A 20,206-nucleotide genomic window follows, 5' to 3' on the forward strand; every position below is an offset into this window, starting at 1 on the left:
ACGGGGGACACCGCATGCAGCACCTGCTTAGAAAGCCGCCCCCATGAGCCCTACCCCGATGATCCCGAACCCGATCGTCACCTTCGACAACGCGCGACTGGCCTATGGATCCAGGGTCCTCTGGGAGGGCCTGGACCTGCAGGTGCAGCCGGGGGAGTTCCTGGCGGTGCTCGGGCCCAACGGCTCGGGCAAAACCAGCTTCATCAACACCATGCTGGGCACCACCTCGCTGGACGCCGGCACCGTGTCCATCGACGGGGCCCCGGTGCGCCGCGGCTCGGATTCGGTGGGTCTGATTCCGCAGCAGCGCCCCTTCGGGGACAACGTGCCGCTGCGCGCCCGCGACCTGGTCGCGCTGGGCATCGACGGCACCAAGCCGGGCATCCGGCTGGCCCGCCGCGCGGTGCGCGCCAAGGTCGACGAGCTGCTCGAGCTGGTCGGCGCCAGCGGCTACGCCAACCGCGCGGTCAGTGACCTCTCCGGCGGCGAGCAGCAGCGGCTGCGCGCGGCCCAGGCGCTGGCCGGGAACCCCAAGGTGCTGCTGTGCGACGAACCGCTGCTCTCCCTTGACCTGCACCACCAGCAGGCCATCAGCGAGGTCATCCACCACCAGGCGGTGCAGCGCGGCAGCGCCGTCATCTTCGTCACCCACGAGATCAACCCGATCCTGCCCTACGTGGACCGGGTGCTCTACCTGGCCGAGGGCCGCTTCCACCTGGGCAGCGTGGACGAGGTCATGCGCACCGAGGTGCTCAGCGAGCTCTACGGCGCCCCGGTGCAGGTGTTGCGCGTGAACGGGCGCATCGTGGTGGTCAGCGGCGACGGCAACCGCGCCCTGCCGCCGGACGGGCACGACCACGCCGAGGACGCCGGCCCGGCCGCCGGAACGCCGAACACCACCGGAAAGCGGGCCTGAGCATGGATTTCGCAGACCTCATCGAGAAGGCTTTCAACTTCCAGGACTACGCGCTGCTGCTGCCATTGGTCAGCAACTCGCTGATCGCCGGCGCCGCGCTGGGCGTCGTCGGCGGGCTGATCGGCATCTTCATCATGATGCGCGACATGGCCTTCGCCGTGCACGGCATCGCGGAGCTGTCCTTCGCCGGCGCCGCCTTCGCGCTGCTGATCGGCGCGGACGTGGTCACCGGCTCGGTCTTCGGCTCGCTCATCGCGGCGCTGATCCTCGGGATGCTGGGCACCCGGGCGCGCGACCGCAACTCGATCACCGGCGTGCTGATGCCCTTCGGCCTGGGCTTGGGCATCTTGTTTCTCTCGCTCTACGAGGGGCGCAGCGCCAACAAGTTCGGGCTGCTCACCGGCCAGATCGTCGCGGTCGACGACGTGCAGCTGGGCGGCATGCTGGTGCTCAGCGCCGTGGTGGTGCTCGCGCTGGCGCTGATCTGGCGGCCGCTGACCTTCGCCAGCGCCGACCCGGTGGTGGCCAACGCGCGCGGCGTGCGCACCTCGGGGCTGTCGATCATCTTCATGATGGTGCTGGCGCTGGCCGTGGCGGTGACCATCCAGGTGGTCGGCGCGCTGCTGGTGCTCGCGCTGCTGATCACCCCGGCCGCCGCGGCGATGCGCGTGAGCTCCACCCCGGTGCTCACCGTGATCCTCTCGGTGGTGTTCGCCGAGCTGGCAGTGGTCGGCGGCATCCTGCTGGCGCTGGCCGGCTCGCTGCCGATCAGCCCCTACGTCACCACCATCTCCTTCGTGATCTACCTGGTTTGCCGGGCGATCGAGGCGGTGCGCTCCCCGCGCCGTCACCAGGTCTAGCGCTTCGCCCGCCCTGCGCCGGAACTATGGGCTGGCGCACGGCGCGGACTCAGCGTTCTCATAGCCGGGGGTCGTAACGTGGAAAGTACCTCAAAAGGTGCGAGTGATGATTCAACCGCGGCCCCGTCAGTCTTGTGACGGGGCCGCGGTTGGTTTAAGCGCGCTGCAGGCTAGCGGTCCCGCTTGGCCTGGCGCTGCGCGCCCTGCGAGGCGCTGGAGGCATCGCGCTTGATCCCTCCGGTGATTTTGGAGTGCTCGCGGGCGATGCCCGCACCCACCCCGGCGCCCGAGACCGCGTCGCCCGCGCCGTCCGGCCCGGTGTTGCGGTTGGCCTGCGCCATCGCCGGGCGCTCGGCCTTCAGCCGCTCGGCTTCTTGGCGTGCGACGGCGGCCAGCCTGGCCGACACGATGGACAATGCCTCTTCGAAGGCTTCGGCGCGATGGCGCGACTTGCCGCGCTTGGGGTGCGCCGCCCCGCGCCCGGCTTCCTCGGCCACGGAGGCTGCCGCCTTGCGGCGGTAGTTCTTGGGTGCTTCTTCCTGGCCCGGCGCACCCGGCGGTGCAGTGCCAGCAGTTCTTCTTCGTCCAGCGGTTCAAGCCGAGCCGGCACGAGTTCCCGGATCAATTCCTGCTCCGATTCCTTCACGACCCGCAGATAGTTCTCCATGCCGCCTTCTCCTTGCTAGGGCTGATCCCCGGTGCAGGGGGTTCCGAGGGCGTGGATCCGAGCTATTGCCCAAGGCGGTGCCTGGCAAGCACCGCGGGTACGCCCGCGACGGGCACGCATCCGGAGTATGGGTATTTGCTGGGAACCAGCTGATGATGTTGGAGCGGCCGCGGCACTCATTGCTACGGTATCGGCAACCGATGAAAGGAGCACCGACATGGAGAACAACGCGGAATTCCCGAACCACGGCGATGCCGTGCAGCCCGAGTCAGCTGAGGAGCAGGCGGCCGCTGCCCAGGGGGACCACCTGTCCGATCCGGCCCGCAACGACGAGGTCGGACACGACTGGACCGACGAAGGCGGCGCCACGCCCGACGGCCCCGCAACCGAGGGGAACGAGGAGCGCTAGTTCCGCCCTCTGGCCCCAGCCCCCGCGCGGTTCCGCGCAGCGTCGCACTGCGCCGCGACGGACCGCCCGGGGGCTTTGCCGCATCCAGGGCCCGACCCGGTGGTGGCGCACCTTCGCGGCACCGCGCGGGGCGCCGGACAGGCTTCACGCAGCGCCTGCCGTGCGCCGGCCGGGACCCGGATCGGCTGGTCCCCAGCCGGCACCGGGCCCCTGAGCCCTAGTCGCCGGCTTCGCGGCAGGCGGCGCAGATGCCGTAGATTTCCACGGTGTGCTCCGGGTCGGTGAAGTCGTTCTCCGCCGCGACCCGGGCGGCCCAGCGCTCGACGGAGGGGGCGAGCACCTCCACGGTCTTGGAGCACACGCGGCAGATCAGGTGGTGGTGGTGCGCCTCGGTGATGCAGCGGCGGAAGCGGGCCTCGCCGTCGGCGCTGCGCAGCACATCGACCAGTCCGTCGTCGGACATGGATTGCAGCAGGCGGTACACCGTGGCCAGCGAGACCTTCTTCTCGGCCTCCTGCAGCCAGCGGTGCAGCTCCTGGGCGGTCGCGAAGTCGTCGACCTGTTCCAGCGCCTCCTCCACCGCGACCCGCTGCTTGGTGATCCGGGTTTCGGGCTGTGCCATGGCCGTGCACCATTCCTCTCCTGCTAGGGGATGTTCGTGGTTGCCGCGCCGGCCTGCGGGTGTCGAATCGACCCCAGCCACCGGCGGTTTAACCCAATTTTAGCCAACTTTGGGCCGCAGGGCGTGTCTGGTGGTGGCACGGTACGCCGCCGGAGCCTACGCTAAGGACATGCGTATCACATCCAGAGGGCATTCGTGCCTGGAACTGAGCACCGTCGACGGGTCGCTGCTGCTGGACCCGGGATCCTTCAGCGATCTGGACGGGGCGTTCGAGAACAAGGCCGCGGTGCTGGTCACCCACCAGCACCCTGACCACGCCGACCATCCGGCGCTGGCCGCCGCGCTGGAGGCCGACCCGGTGCTCCAGGTGTACGCGCCGGCCGGGCTGGCCGACGCGCTGCGCACCGAGCTGCCCGCCGCGCGCCGCGCCCAGGTGCACACCGTGCACGAAGGCATGGACTTCATCGTCGGCGGGATCCGGGTGCGCACCTTTGGCGGCACCCACGCCACCATCCACCACTCGATCGACCCGATCGCGAACGTGGGCTATCTGGTGGGCGACGGCGCCGTGGGCCGGGTGCAGGTTTTCCACCCGGGGGACAGCTACCAGGTGCCGATCGGCGTGCGCCCGGACGTGCTGCTGCTGCCGGTCATGGGCCCCTGGGGCAAGATGGCCGAGGCCGCCGACTTCGCGGCGGCAGTCGGCGCCCCGGTCTGGGTGCCGATCCACGACGGGCTGCTCAATGGCCGCGGCACCGGGCTGTTCGACCGCCAGCTCGGCGCGATCGCCGCGCACCAGGGGGCGAACTACCAGCGTCTGGAGCCCCTGACGGAGTACCGCGCCGCTGAGCTGCTGGCCGCCGCCGAGTCCTCGCAGACCGACGCGGGCAGCGTGGAGGGGCACGCATGAACCCGCTGATTTCCGCCGCCGCGCTGGCCGCGCTGCTCGACGCTCCGGGTCCCGGGCCGGTGCTGCTGGATGTGCGCTGGTCGCTGGGCCGCAGCGACGGGCGCGAGCTCTACGCCGCCGGGCACATCCCCGGCGCGGTGTTCGTCGACCTGGAACGCGAGCTGTCCTCCGCCCCCGGGCACCAGACCGGCCGCCACCCGCTGCCGCTGCCGGCCGATTTCGAGGCCGCCGCCCGGCGCTGGGGGATCAGCCAGGACTCGCAGGTGGTGGTGTACGACGACTCCGGCGCGCTGGCCGCCGCCCGCGCCTGGTGGCTGCTGCGCCATGCAGGCTTCGAGAACGCGGCCGTGCTGGACGGGGGACTGGATGCCTACAGGGCGCTGCCCGGCACGCAGCTGGCCGCCGGGGAGCAGTCGAACACCCCGGGCGACGTCACCCTGTCCTGGGGGCGCATGCCGGTCATCGAGTTCGAGCAGCTGGCCGGATTTTCCGGCACGCTGATCGACTCGCGCGCCACCGCCCGCTACCTGGGCATCGAGGAGCCGATCGACCCGGTAGCCGGCCACATCCCGGGCGCCCGCAACCGCCCCACCACCGACAACCTCGACTCGCAGGCGCGTTTCCTGCCCGCCGCGGTGCTGCGCGCCGACTTCGCCAAGCTCGGCGTTGACACCGGGGACTCCGCGGCCTACTGCGGCTCCGGCATCACCGCGGCCCACCAGGTGCTCGCCGCGCACACCGCCGGGATCGAGCTGGCGCTGTACCCGGGCAGCTGGTCCGAGTACTGCTCGCACCCCGAGGCCCCGGTCGCCACCAGCGACGAGCAGCACCGCCACTAGATGTCCGCGCGGCGCGCTCCACCAGGGGCCGCCGCGCGCCCGCAACCGCCCGCCGACGCGGGCAGAAAGGCAGCCCATGAGTACGCTGTTCACCAAAATCATCAACGGCGAGATCCCCGGCCGCTTCGTCTGGTCCGATGCGCAGTGCGTCGGCTTCCTGTCCATCGGCCCGCTGTCAGACGGGCACACCCTGGTGGTGCCGCGCGCGGAGATCAACGAGTTCACCGACGCGCCCGACGAGCTGGTCTCCCACCTGACCCTGGTCGCCACGAAGATCGGCCGCACCCAGAAGCGCGTGTTCAACTCCGCCCGCGCCGGGCTGATGATCGCCGGCTTCGAGGTCCCGCACCTGCATGTGCACGTCTGGCCGACCAACTCGCTGGCCGACTTCGATCTGGCCAATGCCGCGGTCAACCCGGACCCGGCGCAGATGGACGCGAACGCGCAGACGCTGCGCGACGGGCTGCGCGCCGACGGCCACTCGGAATTCGTGCCGGCCGACTAGCGCCGCTGGCCCCCGGCTCAAGAACGCCGAATGCCCGCCGGAACCGGCCATGCAGGTCGGCTCCGGCGGGCATTTTCTGGTCCCGGCGCGGGCCGGGGCGCCGGCGGCTGGAGCGTCGTCGGCTCCAGGCCGTCGGCTACAGCGCCGACAGGCCGTCCTTGATGGCCTTGCGGATGCGCTTCTCGCTGACCGAATACGCGGTGCCCAGCTCCTGGGCGAACAGCGAAATGCGCATCTCCTCCAGCATCCACTTCACCTCGCGCAGCCCCGCCGGCAGGCGCGCGCCCTCCGGGACCTTGTCCAGGGCGGCGTCGTACTCGTCCTCCAGCTTCTGGATCACGACCAGCGCCTGCGAGTCGCGGGTGACCGCGCCGCCGGCGAGCTTCTCCAGCCGCTTCTCGATGCCCGCCAGATAGCGCGGCAGGCGCAGCAGGTGCGCCGCACCGGTGGCGGCGATGAACCCGGGGTAGATCAGCTGCTCCAGCTGCGAGCGGATGTCGGTGATCGCGGCGTACATGGCCAGCGAGCGGGTGGCCTTCAGCTCCTTGGAGATCCGCGTGGCCGCGGCGAAGACCTTGGCCACCACCGCGGTGATGGAGAAGACCGTGTCGATCTGCTCCGCGCGCACCACCTCGAACAGCGCCTCGAACGCCGCGCGGTCCATCGGCAGCTGCTCGGGCACCAGCTTGTCCACCGCCGCCATGGTGCAGTCGCTGATCAGGTGCTCGATCGAGCCGTGCGGGTTCTGCGTGAACGCCAGCTTCTCGGAGTTGTCCAGGTGCGAGATCACGAACTTCGCCGCCGGCGGCAGGCGCAGCATCAGCAGCCGGATCACGCCGGTGCGGTGCGCCGCGTCGCGCTCCACGGCCGAGCGGAACACCGTCAGGTCCACGCGCTCGCCCTGGGCGATCAGGCCCGGGTACGCGGTGATCTGCTGGCCCATCACCGTGGTGGTGACCTTGTCCGGCAGCCTGTCGCCCAGCGTGTCCCCGGCGGCGTCAAGCTGCGGCCAGGCATCGAGCTTTTGCTGGTCCCAAGCCCCCGCGGCGTTCTTCGCGCCCCGGGTGCCCTTGCCGGCCTTGTTGCCCTGCCGGCCCGTGGCCGTTTTGCCCTGCCCGCCCTTGGCGACTGCGGCAGGGATCCCCGGCTTGCCTGGTTTGCCCGGAAGAGCTGCGCCGGGGGAGTTGACCCCGCTGGCCAGCGCGGCGCGGTTGGCCGCGGCCAGCTTGTACTGCAGCTTGCCCAGGTCGTCGCCCTGGCCCAGCACCTTGCCGGAGGCATCGGTGACGGTGAAGCCGAAACGCAGGTGCGCGGGCAGCGTGGAGAAGTCGAAAACGGCCGGGTCCACCACGATGCCGCGCAGCCGCCGCAGCACCAGCGCCAGCGACTGCGCCAGGTCGTCGGTGGCGGGATCGAAATCGGCCTCCAGCATCGCCAGCGCCTTGCCCGCCACGTCCGGGGCGGGCACGAAGTTCTTGCGGATCGCCTTGGGCATGGAACGGATCAGCGCGGTGAGCAGCTCGTGGCGCAGGCCCGGGATCAGCCAGGCGAACCGCGCCGGATCCAGCTGGTTCAGGAACACCACCGGCACGGTCAGGCTCACGCCGTCGCCCTCGCCGCTGGCGGCGGCCGGGTTGTACTCGTAGCTCAGCGGCAGGTGGATGCTGCCCAGCGCCCAGGTTTTCGGGAAGGCGGTCTCGTCCAGCGCCTGCGCGTCGGCGGCCAGCAGCGCCTCGGGATCGAAGTCAAGCAGCGCCGGATCCGCGGCGCGCGCCTTCCTCCACCAGCGGTCGAAGTGCCGCTCGGAGAGGATGTCCTGCGGCAGCCGGGCATCGTAGAACGCGAACAGGTCCTCATCGCTGATGCGCAGGTCGTGCCGGCGCATGCGGGTTTCCAACTCCTCGACTTCCTCCAGCAGCGCGCGGTTCTTCGCGAAGAACTTGTGGTGCGTGCGCCAGTCGCCCTCCACCAGCGCGTGGCGGATGAACAGCTCGCGGGCCAGCGCCTTGTCCACGCGCCAGTAGTGGAACTGGCGGCGCGGCACGATCGGCAGCCCGAAGAGCGTGAGCTTCTCGTAGCCCATCACCGAACCGTTGCGCTTGGACCAGTGCGGCTCCGAATAGGTGCGCTTGAGCAGGTGCGGGGCCAGCTCCTCAACCCAGGCCGGATCGATCACCGCATTGGTGCGCGCCCACAGCCGGGAGGTCTCCACCAGCTCGGCGGCCATCACCCAGGTCGGCGACTTCTTGAACAGCCCGGAGCCGGGGAAGATCGCGAAGCGGGTGCCGCGCGCTCCGACGTAGTCGCGCTTGCGCTCGTCGTAGAGCCCGATGTGCCCCAGCAGCCCGGAGAGCAGCGACTTGTGCACGGCGTCCTCGTTGGCGGCCGGCTCGATCGGCGCGGCGGCCACGGTGATGCCCAGGGGCTTGGCCAGCTGGCGCAGCTGCGTGAACAAGTCCTGCCATTCGCGAACCCGCAGGTAGTTGATGTGCTCGGCCTTGCACAGCCGGCGGAACGCGGAGGAGGACAGCTCGTTCTGCTGCTCGCGCACGTACGCCCACAGGTTCAGCAGCGCGGTGAAGTCCGACTTGTCGTCGGCGAAGCGCTTGTGCAGCTCGGCGGCGCGCTCGCGCTGGCCGGTGTCCTCGGAGGGGCGTTCGCGCGGATCCTGGATGCTCAGCGCCGCGGCCAGCACCATCAGCTCCTTGGCCACGCCGCGCCCGGCGGCCTCCACGATCATGCGGCCCAGCCGCACATCCAGCGGCAGCTGCGCCAGCTGGCGGCCCACCGGGGTGATGCCCGCGCGCTTCTGGCCATCCAGCGCCCCCAGCTCGCGCAGCAGGTTCACGCCGTCGGAGATCGCCCGCGATTCCGGCGGCTGCACGAACGGGAATTCGGAGACCTCCGCGGCCGAGGCCACCACGCCCATGGAGATCATCTGCAGGATCACGCTGGCCAGGTTGGTGCGCAGGATCTCCGGGTCGGTGAACTCCGGTCGGCTCTGGTAGTCGTCCTCGGAGTAGAGGCGGATCGCGATGCCCTCGGACACGCGGCCGCAGCGGCCAGAGCGCTGGTTCGCGCTGGCCTGGGAGACGCGCTCGATCGGCAGGCGCTGCACCTTGGTGCGGTGCGAGTAGCGCGAGATGCGCGCGGTGCCGGTGTCGATCACGTACTTGATGCCCGGCACGGTCAGGGAGGTTTCGGCCACGTTGGTGGCCAGGATGATGCGCGGGGCGGCGCCCGGGTGGAAGACCCGGTGCTGCTCGGCCAGCGAGAGCCTGGCGAACAGCGGCAGCACCTCGTAGCGCGGCAGGCGCTTGTTGGAGGCGACCAGCGCGCGCAGCGCATCGGCGGCGTCGCGGATCTCGCGCTCGCCGGAGAAGAAGATGAGGATGTCGCCCGGGGCCTCGCCGGCCAGCTCGCGGACCGCGTCGGTCACCGCATCCAGCGGGTCGCGGTCGTCCTCCAGCGACTCGGCGTCCGCGTCCTCGTCCAGGTCGACCTCGGCGGTCAGCGGGCGGTAGCGCAGCTCCACGGGGAAGGTGCGCCCGGAGACCTCGAGGATCGGCGCCGGGACCAGCTCGCCCTCCGCGTCCAGCGTGCCGAAGTGCGCGGCGAAGCGTTCGGGGTCGATGGTCGCGGAGGTGATGATGATCTTCAAGTCCGGGCGCCTGGGCATGATCTGCTTGAGGTAGCCCAGCAGGAAATCGATGTTCAGGCTGCGCTCGTGCGCCTCGTCGATGATGATCGCCGAGTACTTCTTCAGGAGCTTGTCGCGCTGGATCTCCGCCAGCAGGATGCCGTCGGTCATCACCTTCAGCTTGGTGCGCTTGGAAACCTCGCCGGTGAAGCGCACGTGGAAGCCGACTTCCTCGCCGATGCTCGTGCCCATTTCCTCGGCGATGCGCTCGGCCACGGTGCGCGCCGCAAGGCGCCGCGGCTGGGTGTGGCCGATCATGCCCTTCTCGGCCAGCCCGAGCTCGATGAGCATCTTGGGCAGCTGGGTGGTCTTGCCGGAACCGGTTTCGCCGGCGATCACGACCACCTGGTTCTTGGATACCGCGTCGAGGATGTCCTCGCGGCGACCGGAGACGGGCAGGGCTTCGGGATAGGAAATGGTTAGCGCCATGATGCCCCCATTCTATGCGCGTTCGCGCCGCGTCGCCCGCCGCGCCCTGGAGCGGCTTTTCGCTTCGCGAACCGACGTGACCCGGATCGCGTTCGACGCAAGTCAAGTTCGCATTTCGTCCAAACAATCGTCGCCAGCTTGAGGCTGTGGAATACAAAAGGTGTCCATTGCGCGGTTTTGCGCTCGATTTTGTGCGGCGTTTGCGCCCGATCAACACGCAAATGTCTTCAATACGGCGTTGATTGTGGTCAAGGTGAGGTCGTTCACATGTAAGATCGGGGGTAATCACCGTCACCTGGTCCGGATCGTTCCCGAGCCGACAGCGAGCCTGGCGGCTCTCCGGAACCAGTGAAGTCTCGGTGGTTATCACTCGCATAGGGAACTTTGAAAGGAACCTTCATGAAGCGCTTTACGGCTTTGAAATTCGCGGCCATCGCCGCCACCGGCGCCCTGGCCCTGACCGCCTGCGGCAGCAACGATTCCGGCAGCAACGACGCAGCCAAGACCGACGAGCCGGTCAAGATCGGCATCGCCCAGTACGTGTCCCACCCGTCGCTGGACGCCGTGGCCAGTGGCTTCAAGAAGGGCATGGAGAACGCCGGCTACACCGGCGACAAGATCTCCTACGACGAAAACAACGCGCAGGGCGACCAGGCCACCAACACCTCCATGGTTGGCAAGCTCGCCTCGGACAGCGACATCGACCTGGTCCTGGCCATCGCCACCCCGACCGCCCAGGCCGCCGCCCAGGCGATCACCAGCGTCCCGGTGGTCTTCTCCGCCGTCACCGATCCGGTGGACGCCAAGCTGGTCGCCTCCAACGAGGCGCCGGGCGCCAACGTCACCGGCACCTCGGACAAGAACCCGGTCAAGGAGCAGCTGGAGCTGCTCAAGGAACTGGCGCCTGAAGCCAAGAACGTCGGCATCGTCTACTCCTCGGGCGAAGCGAACTCTGCAGTCCAGGTCCAGTGGGCCAAGGACGCCGCCGCCGAGCTGGGCCTGACCATCAAGGAATCCGCGATCTCCGCCCCGAGCGAGGTCCAGCAGGCGGCCAGCTCGCTGGACGTCGACGCGTTCTACGTGCCGACCGACAATGCAGTGGTTTCCGCCCTGGAAGGCCTGCTGCAGACCGCCCAGTCCAAGAAGGTTCCGGTCATCTCCGCCGACGGCGAGTCCGTCAAGCGCGGCGCGACCGCCACCTACGGCATCAACTACGAGAAGCTGGGCGAGCAGACCGCCGCCATGGCCGTGAAGATCCTCAAGGGCGAGGCCAAGCCGGCCGAGATGCCGGTTGAGACCATCTCCCAGGTCGAGCTGTACCTGAACGAGGAAGCTGCCAAGAAGGTCGGCATCGAGTTCTCCGACGACATGAAGTCGAAGGCCGTGCAGACCTACTAAGGCTCGCCGGACCAAACCTGCGGCACGAAGGCGGGGCGCGCACCATGCCGCCCCGCCTTCGTCGCGACTACCCACAAATTTTGACAACTCAAGGATCCGAACATGATCACCGCAGTTGAACTCGGGCTGATTTACGCCATCATGGCGCTCGGGGTGTACCTGACCTTCCGCATTCTGGACTTTCCCGACCTCACCGTCGACGGCAGCTTCACCACCGGCGCCGCCGTGGCGGCTGTCAGCATCGTCAACGGGGTCAATCCCTGGCTGGCCACCCTGCTGGCATTCCTCGCAGGCATGGCCGCAGGCGCCGTCACCGGCCTGCTGCATACCAAGGGCAAGATCGACGGCCTGCTGGCCGGTATTCTCACGATGATCGCGCTGTACTCGATCAACCTGCGCATCATGGGCAAGGCGAATACGCCGCTGCTAGGCGAGGAAACGCTCATCAGCCCGATGCGCGCCGCCGGCATCCTCGGCTCCTGGACCTCCATCGGCATCTTCTTCCTGGTCAGCCTCGTGCTGGTCGCGGCCGTGGTCTGGTTCCTGCACACGGAGATGGGCATGGCCATGCGCGCCACCGGCGACAACCAGGAAATGATCCGCTCCTTCGGCGTGAGCACCGACAACCAGAAGATCCTGGGCCTGGCGCTGTCCAACGGCCTGGTCGGCGCCTCCGGCGCGGTGGTGGCCCAGTACCAGGGCTTCGCCGACGTCGGCATGGGCATCGGCGTGATCCTGATCGGCCTGGCCTCGGTCATCGTCGGCCAGGCGATCCTCACCCAGCGCTACATCTGGCTGGCGGCCCTGGCCGTCGTCATCGGCGCGGTGCTCTACCGCCTGGTCATCCAGCTGGCCCTGGTCGCCGGCCTGGAGGTCAATGACATGAAGCTGATTTCCGCCGTGCTGGTCGTCATCGCCCTGCTGCTGCCGAAGTGGAAGGGCTTCCAGAAGATCGTGAAGTCCTTCAAGCGCACCCCGGCGCCCGTCACCGACTCCAAGGAAGAGGTTCGCACCAATGCTTGAGATCAAGAACCTGTCTCGCACGTTCTTCCCCGGCACGGTGAATGAACGCAAGGCGCTGCGCAACATCAACCTGACTCTGGGGAACGGCGAATTCGTCACCGTGATCGGCTCCAACGGCGCCGGCAAGTCCACGGTGCTGAACATGGTGGCCGGCAAGCTGCAGCCGGACGCCGGAACGGTGACGATCGACGGGAAGAACGTCACCAAGTTGGCCGACTTCCGCCGCGCCAAATACATCGGCCGCGTGTTCCAGGATCCGATGGCCGGCACCGCGCCGACCATGTCGATCGAGGAGAACATGGCCCTGGCCTACGCCCGCGGACGCTTCCGCGGACTGGGCGCCGGGGTCGGGGCCAAGCGCCGCGAGCTGTTCGTCGAAGAGCTGAAGTCCCTGGAGCTCGGGCTGGAGAACCGCCTGAAGACCAAGGTCGGCCTGCTCTCCGGCGGCCAGCGCCAGGCGCTGAGCCTGCTCATGGCCACGTTCTCCGAGCCCAAGATCCTGCTGCTCGACGAGCACACCGCCGCGCTGGACCCGCAGCGCGCCGCGCTGGTGTCGCGCCTGACCAACCAGATCGTCGAACGCCACCAGCTGACCACGTTGATGGTCACGCACAACATGGAGCAGGCGCTGCAACTGGGCACGCGACTGATCATGATGCACGACGGGCAGATCATCCTGGACCTGGATTCCGAGCAGAAGCAGCAGATGACCGTCAAGGACCTGCTGGGCGAGTTCGAGAAGATCAAGGGCGCCCAGCTCGATGACCGCACCATGCTGCAGTAGCAGCCCGCGTCGCTGAACTGGCAACGGCCCCGCCGGATGGGAATACTCCTCGCCGGCGGGGCCGTCGCCGTCCCCGCCACCGGGCGGCGTCCGGGTAGACGCAGAAAAACCGCAGGTCCCGGCGTAAACCAGGACCTGCGGTGAGGTGGTGCCCCTGAAAGGAATCGAACCTTCGGCCTTCTGCTCCGGAGGCAGACGCTCTATCCACTGAGCTACAGAGGCGTGTTGCCGGGCAACGAAAAAATACTATCAGGTCGCGAGGCCAAACGTGGAATCCGCGCCAACGGCGGTTTGCGCGCCGAATGCCTACATGATCACAGCCTGCGGCGTCATGAATGCCCGTGGGGAGCGCGAAAAACCGGTAGTCTTGATGGGTGACTCCTGAAGAACTCTCCGCAGCAATATCCGCATGCCTCACCCAGGCCGTAGCAGCCGGCGAAATCTCCGTCGACATCCCCGACGTCGTGCGCGTGGAGCGACCCAAGAGCCGTGAACACGGCGACTGGGCGACCAACATCGCGCTCCAGCTGGGCAAGAAGGCCGGCATGGCCCCGCGCGACTTCGCGCAGCTGCTGGCCAACCGCCTGGCCGAGGTACCGGGAGTCGGCGCCGTGGACATCGCAGGCCCCGGCTTCCTGAACATCACCCTGGACGCCGCCGCCGCCGGCGAGCTGGCCCGCACCATCGTCGAGGCCGGCAAGGCCTACGGCACCAACGACTCCCTGGCCGGCCATGTGGTCAACATGGAGTTCGTCTCCGCGAACCCGACCGGCCCGCTGCACATCGGCCACACCCGCTGGGCCGCGCTGGGCGATGCGATCGCCCGCGTGCTGCGCGCCTCCGGCGCGGATGTCACCAGCGAGTACTACATCAACGACGCCGGCAACCAGATGAACGTGTTCGCCCGTTCGGTCTACAACCGCATGCACGGCCTGCCGGTGCCCGAGGGCGGCTACCCGGGCGAGTACATCAAGGAACTGGCAGACATCGTCGAGGCCGAAGCCCCCGAGCTGAAGGGCCTGGACGAGGAAACCGCGCTGCCGCAGATCCGCGAGCTGGCCTACAAGGCGCAGATGGCAGACATCAAGAAGACCCTGGCGGACTTCGGCGTCAGCTTCGACGTGTTCTTCTCCGAGACCTCCTTGCACGAGGGCGGGGCCGTGGCCGACGCCGTGGCGCGCCTGCGCGAACAGGGCCACATCTTCGATCAGGAGGGCGCCGTCTGGCTGCGCACCACCGACTTCGGCGACGACAAGAACCGCGTGCTGATCCGCGCGAACGGCGAGCCGACCTACTTTGCGGCCGACGCCGCCTACTACCTGTCCAAGAAGGACCGCGGCTTCACCGAGAAGATCTACCTGCTCGGCGCCGACCACCACGGCTACGTCAACCGCCTGAAGGCCATCGCCGCCTGCGCGGGCGACGACAAGGAAAAGAACATCGAGGTGCTGATCGGCCAGCTGATCAGCGTCAACGGCGCGAAGCTGTCCAAGCGCGCGGGCAACATCATCGAGCTGCGCGACTTGATCGACTGGCTGGGCGCCGACGCGCTGCGCTACTCGCTGGGCCGTTTCCCTGCCGATTCGCCGATCGCGCTGGACCCTGAGCAGCTGAAGAAGAACACCAACGACAACCCGGTGTTCTACGTGCAGTACGCCCACGCGCGCTCCGCCGCCGCGGCCCGCAACGCCGCGGAGAAGAACGTGACCCGCGAGTCCTTCGACGCCAGCGAGCTGACCGACCCCACCGAGAACGAGCTGCTGGCAGTGCTCGGCCAGTTCCCGTCGGTGGTTGCCGGCGCCGCCGAGTTCCGCGAACCGCACCGCATCGCCCGCTACCTGGAGCAGGTCGCCGGCGCCTACCACTCGTGGTACGCCGCCACCCGCATCACCCCGATCGGCGAGGACACCAACGTGCTGCCGGTGCATTCCGCGCGCCTGTGGCTGAACGACGCAACCACCACCGTCCTGGCCAACGGCCTGGAACTGCTGGGCGTTTCCGCCCCGGAGAGGATGTAATACCCTATGGCCGCATCGCCGCTGGCTCCAGCTTGGCTGAACTTCCCGAACGACGTAAACACGCTGCGCGAGATCGAATGGGCCACCGGCGTGGCCCGCGGCGCCGATGGCCAGCTGGCCGTGCAGGGCATCCCCGTCGCGCAGCTGGCGCAGGAATTCGGCACCCCGCTGTTCGTGCTCGACGAGAACGACTTCCGCGCCCGCGCCGCCGGCTTCAAGTCCGCGTTCGACGCGGCCTTCAAGGACCTGTGTGGCGGGGTGGACGTCTACTACGCCGGCAAGGCGTTCTTGTGCACCGAGGTCGCCCGCTGGGTCACCGCCGAGGGGCTGCGTCTTGACACCTGCTCCGGCGGCGAGCTGGCAGTGGCCGCCGCGGCCGGCGTACCGGGGGAGAACCTCTCGCTGCACGGCAACAACAAGTCGGCCGCGGAAATCACCCGCGCCATCGAAACCGGCGTGGGCCGCATCGTGGTGGACTCGCTGGACGAGTTGGAACGCGTCATCCGCATCGCCGATGCGCTGGGCCAGCGCGCGAACGTGATGCTGCGCATCACCCCCGGCGTGCACGCCTCCACCCACGAGGCCATTGCCACCGCCCACGAGGACCAGAAGTTCGGCCTGTCCATCCTGGCCAACGACTCGGGCACCTCCCCGGCGCTGGACGCCGTGGCCCGCGCCCTGGATGCGGACAACGTGAACCTGCTGGGACTGCACGCGCACATCGGCTCGCAGATCTTCGAGGCCGAGGGCTTCGCCATGGCCGCACGCACCATGCTCGGCATCCTGGCGCAGATCCGACAGCTCCACGGCGTCGAACTGGGCGAACTGGACCTCGGCGGCGGCTACGGCATCGCCTACACTTTGCAGGACCATCCCTCCACCCCGGTGAAGCTGGCCGCGCAGATGGCGCAGGTCGTCTCCGCGACGTGCGCCGAGCTGGACCTGGCATGCCCGCGCATCTCCATCGAGCCGGGCCGCGCCATCGCCGGCCCGTCGACCTTCACCCTCTACGAGGTGGGCGTGCGCAAGGACGTCCAGGTCGAGGACGCCTCCGGAACGCTGCATCCGCGCCGCTACCTGTCGGTGGACGGCGGCATGAGCGACAACCCGCGCCCGGTGCTCTACGACGCCCAGTACACCGCGGTGCTGGCCAGCCGTGTGACGCGCAGCGACGTAATTATTTCTCGCGTAGTTGGGAAACACTGCGAGTCAGGTGACATAGTCGTGAAGGACGTTTACCTGCCCGAGGACGTTGCCGCCGGCGATCTGCTGGCCGTGCCGGCCACCGGAGCCTACTGCTGGGCCCTGTCGAGCAACTACAACTACCTCACCCGCCCCGCGGTGGTAGCCGTACGCGACGGCCAAGCCCGTCTGATCGTGCGCAGGGAAACGGAAGCTGATTTGTTGGCCCGCGACATGGGAGTTTAATTGACCGCTGAAAAGAGCCTGAAGGTCGCCCTGCTGGGCTGCGGCACGGTCGGCGCGCAGGTCGCGCGGATCCTGCTTGAGGACGCGGCGGCGCTGGCCGACCGCAGCGGCGCGGCGCTGGAGCTGACCGGCATCGCCGTGCGCAACACCGCCTCCGAGCGCGACGTGCAGCTGCCCGCGGAGCTGTTCACCACCGACGCGAATTCGCTGATCGACCAGGCCGACGTGGTCATCGAGCTGCTCGGCGGGCTGCACCCGGCCGGTGACTACATCGCCCGGGCGCTGAAGCGCGGGGCGAGCGTCATCACCGGCAACAAGGCGCTGATCGCCGCCCAGGGCGCGCAGCTGAACCAGCTGGCCGCCGAGCACGGCGCCCAGCTGCGCTACGAGGCGGCCGTGGCCGGGGCCATCCCGATCCTGCGCCCGATCGCCGATTCGCTGGCAGGCGATCACATCACCAAGGTGATGGGCATCGTCAACGGCACCACGAACTTCATCCTGGACGCCATGGACTCCACCGGCGCCGCGTTCGACGACGTGCTCGCCCAGGCCCAGGCGCTGGGCTACGCGGAAGCCGATCCGACCGCCGACGTGGGCGGGCACGACGCCGCCGCGAAGGCCGCGATCCTCGCCTCGCTGGCGTTCCACACCACCGTCTCCTCGGACCAGGTGCACACCGAAGGCATCACCGAGGTGAGCGCGCAGGACGTGGCCGCCGCCGCCGAGGCCGGCTACGTCATCAAGCTGCTGGCGATCGCGGAGCACGCCGAAGCCGGAGTCTCGGTGCGCGTCTACCCTTCGCTGATCAAGCGCAGCCACCCGCTGGCCAGTGTCCGCGGCGCGTTCAACGCGGTGTTCGTCGAGGCGGAAAACGCCGGGGACCTGATGTTCTACGGCGCCGGCGCGGGCGGCAACCCGACCGCCTCGGCAGTCATGGGCGACGTCGTCGCCGTGGCCCGCCAGCTGGCCGCCGGGGCCGGGCTGCCTAACGGCTCGGCCGACCAGCCGGTGAACCTGCTGGACTTCGAGCAGATCACCACCAGCTACTGGATCGGGCTGTCGGTCAAGGACCAGCCGGGCGTGCTCGCGAGCATCGCCGCGGTCTTCGGCGAGCACGGCGTCTCGATCGAGTCCATGAGCCAGCACAGCGATGCCGACGGCGAGGGCTCCGCGCTGCGCATCCTGACCCACCGGGGCGCCGAAGCGGCCCTGCGCACCACCGTCGACGCCGTCGCGGCGCTGGACGCGGTGCACTCTGTTACATCCGTTATGCGAGTTGAAGGAAACTAACGTGGCCCACCAGTGGCGCGGAGTCATCCGCGAATATGCCGACCGTCTGCCAGTAGACGAGAACACCAAGGTCATCACGCTCGGCGAAGGCGGCACCCCGCTCGTCTTCGCCCCCGCCCTGTCCCAGCTGACCGGCAGCGAGGTGTACCTGAAGGTCGAGGGCATGAACCCGACCGGCTCCTTCAAGGACCGCGGCATGACCATGGCGATGACCGCCGCGGTCGCCGCCGGCGCCAAGGCAGTGGTGTGCGCCTCCACCGGCAACACCTCCGCCTCCGCCGCAGCCTACGCCACCCAGGCCGGGCTGAAGTGCGCGGTGCTGGTGCCGGACGGAAAGATCTCCATGGGCAAGCTCTCCCAGGCGATCGCGCACGGCGCCGACATCATCCAGATCGACGGCAACTTCGACAACTGCCTTGAGGTCGCCCGCAAGCTGAGCGAGAACTATCCGGTGTTCCTGGTCAACTCCGTGAACCCGGCCCGCATCCAGGGCCAGAAGACCGGCGCCTTCGAGGTCGTCGACTTCCTGGGCGACGCCCCCGACTACCACGTGCTGCCGGTGGGCAACGCGGGCAACATTACCGCCTACTGGAAGGGCTACAAGGAGTACGCCTCCGAGTTCACCAACCAGGCCGGCGCCGTGCTCGCCCCGGTATCCACCAGGACCCCGATCATGTGGGGCTTCCAGGCCGCCGGCGCCGCACCGATCGTGCTGGGCCACCCGGTGACCGAGCCGGACACCATCGCCACCGCCATCCGCATCGGCAACCCCGCCTCCTGGGCCCAGGCCGAGGAAGCGCGCGACGAGTCCGGCGGCCTCATCGACTCGGTGACCGACGACGAGATCCTCGCCGCGCACCGCTGGCTCTCCTCCCGCGAGGGCGTTTTCGTGGAGCCGGGCTCCGCGGCAGGCGTCGCGGGCCTGATCAAGCACCACGCCGCAGGCAACGTGCCGTCGGGCAAGAAGATCGTGATCACCGTGACCGGCCACGGCCTGAAGGACCCGGACTGGGCCCTGAAGCAGGCCGACGGCTCGGCCGTCGCCCCCACCAAGGTCGGCTTCGACGTGGTGGAAGTCGCCACCGCACTGGGCCTGTCCTAGACGCCGCCCGCTGCCTGCCGGCCCGTCGCCGCCGCACCGGCACCCGGTGCGGCCGTGGCGGGCCGCTGCGCGTTCCGGCGCCCCTCCGCACTCATCACCCCTAGCTCACCACCTGAAGCTCACCACCTCGAAGGAACCCATGCAGCAGATCGCCCTGGGCCAGCACCTGGTCGTCGCCCCGCCCGCCACCACCGCCAACCTGGGCCCCGGGTTCGACTCGCTGGGCCTCGCGCTGGAATTCCGCGACCGGCTGGAGATCCGCACCGCGCCGCAGAGCACCGTGCAGATTAGCGGCGACGGGGCCGACAGCCTGCCGCGTGACGAATCCCACCTGATCATCCGCGAGATGCACCGCTACTGGGAGCAGCGCGGCTTCGCGCCGGTCGGCATCGAGCTGAAGGCGGCCAACAACATCCCGCACGCCCGCGGCATGGGCTCCTCCGCCGCCGCGATCGTCGCCGCCTACGCCGCGGCCGATGCGCTGCTGCCGGCCGCCGAGCGCGGGGGACTGGACGCAGTCTTCCAGGCCGCCGCGGCCTGGGAAGGCCACCCGGACAACGTCGCCCCGGCGGTCTACGGCGGGCTGAGCATTTCCGCGACCAATGCCGACGGGACCTTCAGCTGCGCCCTGGTCCCGGTGCACACGCAGGTCCGCGCGGTGCTGGCGATCCCGTCCAACGGCCTGTCCACCGAGGTGGCCCGCGGGGTGCTTCCCGCGCAGATCGCCCACGCAGATGCGGCGGCGAACACTGCCTCCGGCGCGCTACTGATCCACGCGCTGAGCAACGACCCGTCCCACCTGCTCGGCGGCACCGTCGACTACCTGCACCAGTCCTACCGGGCCGCTTCGATGCCCGAAAGCAGCGCGCTGATCGCGCTTTTGCGCGAGCACCAGCTGGCCGCGGTGGTCTCCGGGGCGGGCCCGACAGTGCTTGCGCTGGTGGCCGGCGACGCCCAGGAACGCCTGGCAGGGGAGCTCATCGAGCAGTTCTCCGCACAATCTTCGGTTTCCTGGCGTGCTGAATTTCCGCGCCTGGCCGCCAACGGTGTTACAGTAGAAGTGCTGTAGCACTCAAGGCAGACCGGATCATGCGGGCGCCAGCCCGATGATGAACCTTATGGCGAGTGTTGAAGCGGACGCGATCGGCGCACCGTGCCTGTCGCAGCCGTCCAGCCGTTCCGGATTTTTCCTGCAGCTCGCAGCACCCTTGATATCCCACATCCATGCACAGTCGTGCCGTCGAGATATCAGTTTTCAAACCCAGTTTCCCGCCATCACCGGTGATACCTGAGGGCGGGTCGGGTT

General features: G+C 68.9%; 17 protein-coding genes and 1 tRNA gene. 14 read left to right on the forward strand and 4 right to left on the reverse strand.

The annotated features are described in order from the left end of the window. Positions 1 to 43 precede the first annotated feature (43 nt). Together RF641_RS00410 and RF641_RS00415 are read left to right on the forward strand one after the other, a co-directional pair. Positions 44 to 916 (forward strand): metal ABC transporter ATP-binding protein, encoded by an 873-nt coding sequence (locus tag RF641_RS00410; protein WP_231735972.1) that lies wholly within the window; start codon positions 44 to 46, stop codon positions 914 to 916. Positions 917 to 918: 2 nt separating this feature from the next. Beyond that, positions 919 to 1,776, forward strand: a complete 858-nt coding sequence (locus RF641_RS00415; RefSeq protein WP_047118727.1) for a metal ABC transporter permease — start codon at positions 919 to 921, stop codon at positions 1,774 to 1,776. A gap of 170 nt (positions 1,777 to 1,946) precedes the next feature. On the opposite strand, the gene RF641_RS00420 is transcribed toward RF641_RS00415, so the two are convergent. Continuing rightward, positions 1,947 to 2,183: a hypothetical protein gene (locus RF641_RS00420; protein ID WP_244910929.1), complete on the reverse strand. Its 237-nt coding sequence runs from the start codon at positions 2,181 to 2,183 to the stop codon at positions 1,947 to 1,949. A gap of 477 nt (positions 2,184 to 2,660) precedes the next feature. Here RF641_RS00420 and RF641_RS00425 point away from each other — a divergent pair, with 477 nt between their 5' ends. Further along, positions 2,661 to 2,852: a hypothetical protein gene (locus RF641_RS00425; RefSeq protein WP_424572148.1), complete on the forward strand. Its 192-nt coding sequence runs from the start codon at positions 2,661 to 2,663 to the stop codon at positions 2,850 to 2,852. Positions 2,853 to 3,069: 217 nt separating this feature from the next. Here RF641_RS00425 and RF641_RS00430 read toward each other — a convergent pair whose 3' ends face one another. After that, positions 3,070 to 3,474 carry a Fur family transcriptional regulator gene (locus RF641_RS00430; RefSeq protein ID WP_047118729.1) on the reverse strand — a complete coding sequence of 135 codons (405 nt, stop codon included), beginning with the start codon at positions 3,472 to 3,474 and terminating at the stop codon, positions 3,070 to 3,072. A 169-nt stretch (positions 3,475 to 3,643) separates the two neighbouring features. Here RF641_RS00430 and RF641_RS00435 point away from each other — a divergent pair, with 169 nt between their 5' ends. The 3 genes from RF641_RS00435 to RF641_RS00445 all read left to right on the forward strand — a co-directional run bounded on the left by RF641_RS00435 (position 3,644) and on the right by RF641_RS00445 (position 5,728). Then, on the forward strand, positions 3,644 to 4,384 hold the full coding sequence (locus RF641_RS00435) for an MBL fold metallo-hydrolase (RefSeq protein ID WP_053797780.1): 741 nt from the start codon (positions 3,644 to 3,646) through the stop codon (positions 4,382 to 4,384). Continuing rightward, positions 4,381 to 5,223, forward strand: coding sequence for a sulfurtransferase (locus tag RF641_RS00440; protein WP_424572149.1), 843 nt, complete (start codon positions 4,381 to 4,383; stop codon positions 5,221 to 5,223). The genes RF641_RS00435 and RF641_RS00440 overlap by 4 nt, the downstream gene beginning before the upstream one ends. 76 nt (positions 5,224 to 5,299) lie before the next feature. Next, positions 5,300 to 5,728, forward strand: a complete 429-nt coding sequence (locus RF641_RS00445; RefSeq protein ID WP_047118731.1) for an HIT family protein — start codon at positions 5,300 to 5,302, stop codon at positions 5,726 to 5,728. Between the two features lie 136 nt (positions 5,729 to 5,864). Here the strand turns inward: RF641_RS00445 and hrpA are convergent, their stop codons facing one another. Continuing rightward, on the reverse strand, positions 5,865 to 9,857 hold the full coding sequence (gene hrpA / locus RF641_RS00450; protein ID WP_424572150.1) for an ATP-dependent RNA helicase HrpA: 3,993 nt from the start codon (positions 9,855 to 9,857) through the stop codon (positions 5,865 to 5,867). A gap of 399 nt (positions 9,858 to 10,256) precedes the next feature. Here hrpA and RF641_RS00455 point away from each other — a divergent pair, with 399 nt between their 5' ends. The 3 genes from RF641_RS00455 (at position 10,257) to RF641_RS00465 (ending at position 13,062) form a co-directional block, all read left to right on the forward strand. After that, entirely contained in the window at positions 10,257 to 11,255 is a 999-nt protein-coding gene (locus tag RF641_RS00455) for an ABC transporter substrate-binding protein (RefSeq protein WP_053797783.1), read from the forward strand. A gap of 102 nt (positions 11,256 to 11,357) precedes the next feature. Next, complete coding sequence (locus RF641_RS00460) at positions 11,358 to 12,278, forward strand: ABC transporter permease (RefSeq protein ID WP_053797784.1); 921 nt, start codon at positions 11,358 to 11,360, stop codon at positions 12,276 to 12,278. Then, on the forward strand, positions 12,271 to 13,062 hold the full coding sequence (locus RF641_RS00465; protein WP_047118735.1) for an ABC transporter ATP-binding protein: 792 nt from the start codon (positions 12,271 to 12,273) through the stop codon (positions 13,060 to 13,062). The genes RF641_RS00460 and RF641_RS00465 overlap by 8 nt, the downstream gene beginning before the upstream one ends. A 146-nt stretch (positions 13,063 to 13,208) precedes the next feature. On the opposite strand, the gene RF641_RS00470 is transcribed toward RF641_RS00465, so the two are convergent. Further along, positions 13,209 to 13,284: transfer RNA gene (locus RF641_RS00470), tRNA-Arg, on the reverse strand. 152 nt (positions 13,285 to 13,436) lie between these two features. On the opposite strand from RF641_RS00470, the gene argS reads away from it, so the two are divergent. The 5 genes from argS (at position 13,437) to thrB (ending at position 19,969) form a co-directional block, all read left to right on the forward strand. Further along, entirely contained in the window at positions 13,437 to 15,080 is a 1,644-nt protein-coding gene (gene argS, locus RF641_RS00475) for an arginine--tRNA ligase (protein WP_047118736.1), read from the forward strand. 6 nt (positions 15,081 to 15,086) lie between these two features. After that, positions 15,087 to 16,508 (forward strand): diaminopimelate decarboxylase, encoded by a 1,422-nt coding sequence (gene lysA / locus RF641_RS00480; RefSeq protein ID WP_424572151.1) that lies wholly within the window; start codon positions 15,087 to 15,089, stop codon positions 16,506 to 16,508. After that, positions 16,509 to 17,798, forward strand: coding sequence for a homoserine dehydrogenase (locus tag RF641_RS00485; protein ID WP_047118738.1), 1,290 nt, complete (start codon positions 16,509 to 16,511; stop codon positions 17,796 to 17,798). Between the two features lies 1 nt (position 17,799). Further along, a complete protein-coding gene (thrC, locus tag RF641_RS00490) occupies positions 17,800 to 18,900 on the forward strand; it encodes a threonine synthase (protein ID WP_047118739.1) in 1,101 nt (366 codons plus the stop codon). A 139-nt stretch (positions 18,901 to 19,039) separates the two neighbouring features. Continuing rightward, positions 19,040 to 19,969 (forward strand): homoserine kinase, encoded by a 930-nt coding sequence (gene thrB / locus RF641_RS00495; RefSeq protein WP_053797787.1) that lies wholly within the window; start codon positions 19,040 to 19,042, stop codon positions 19,967 to 19,969. Positions 19,970 to 20,206: the final 237 nt, after the last annotated feature.

This window comes from Arthrobacter sp. 'calajunan', from assembly GCF_046940185.1.
Classification (GTDB): Bacteria; Actinomycetota; Actinomycetes; order Actinomycetales; family Micrococcaceae; genus Glutamicibacter; species Glutamicibacter soli.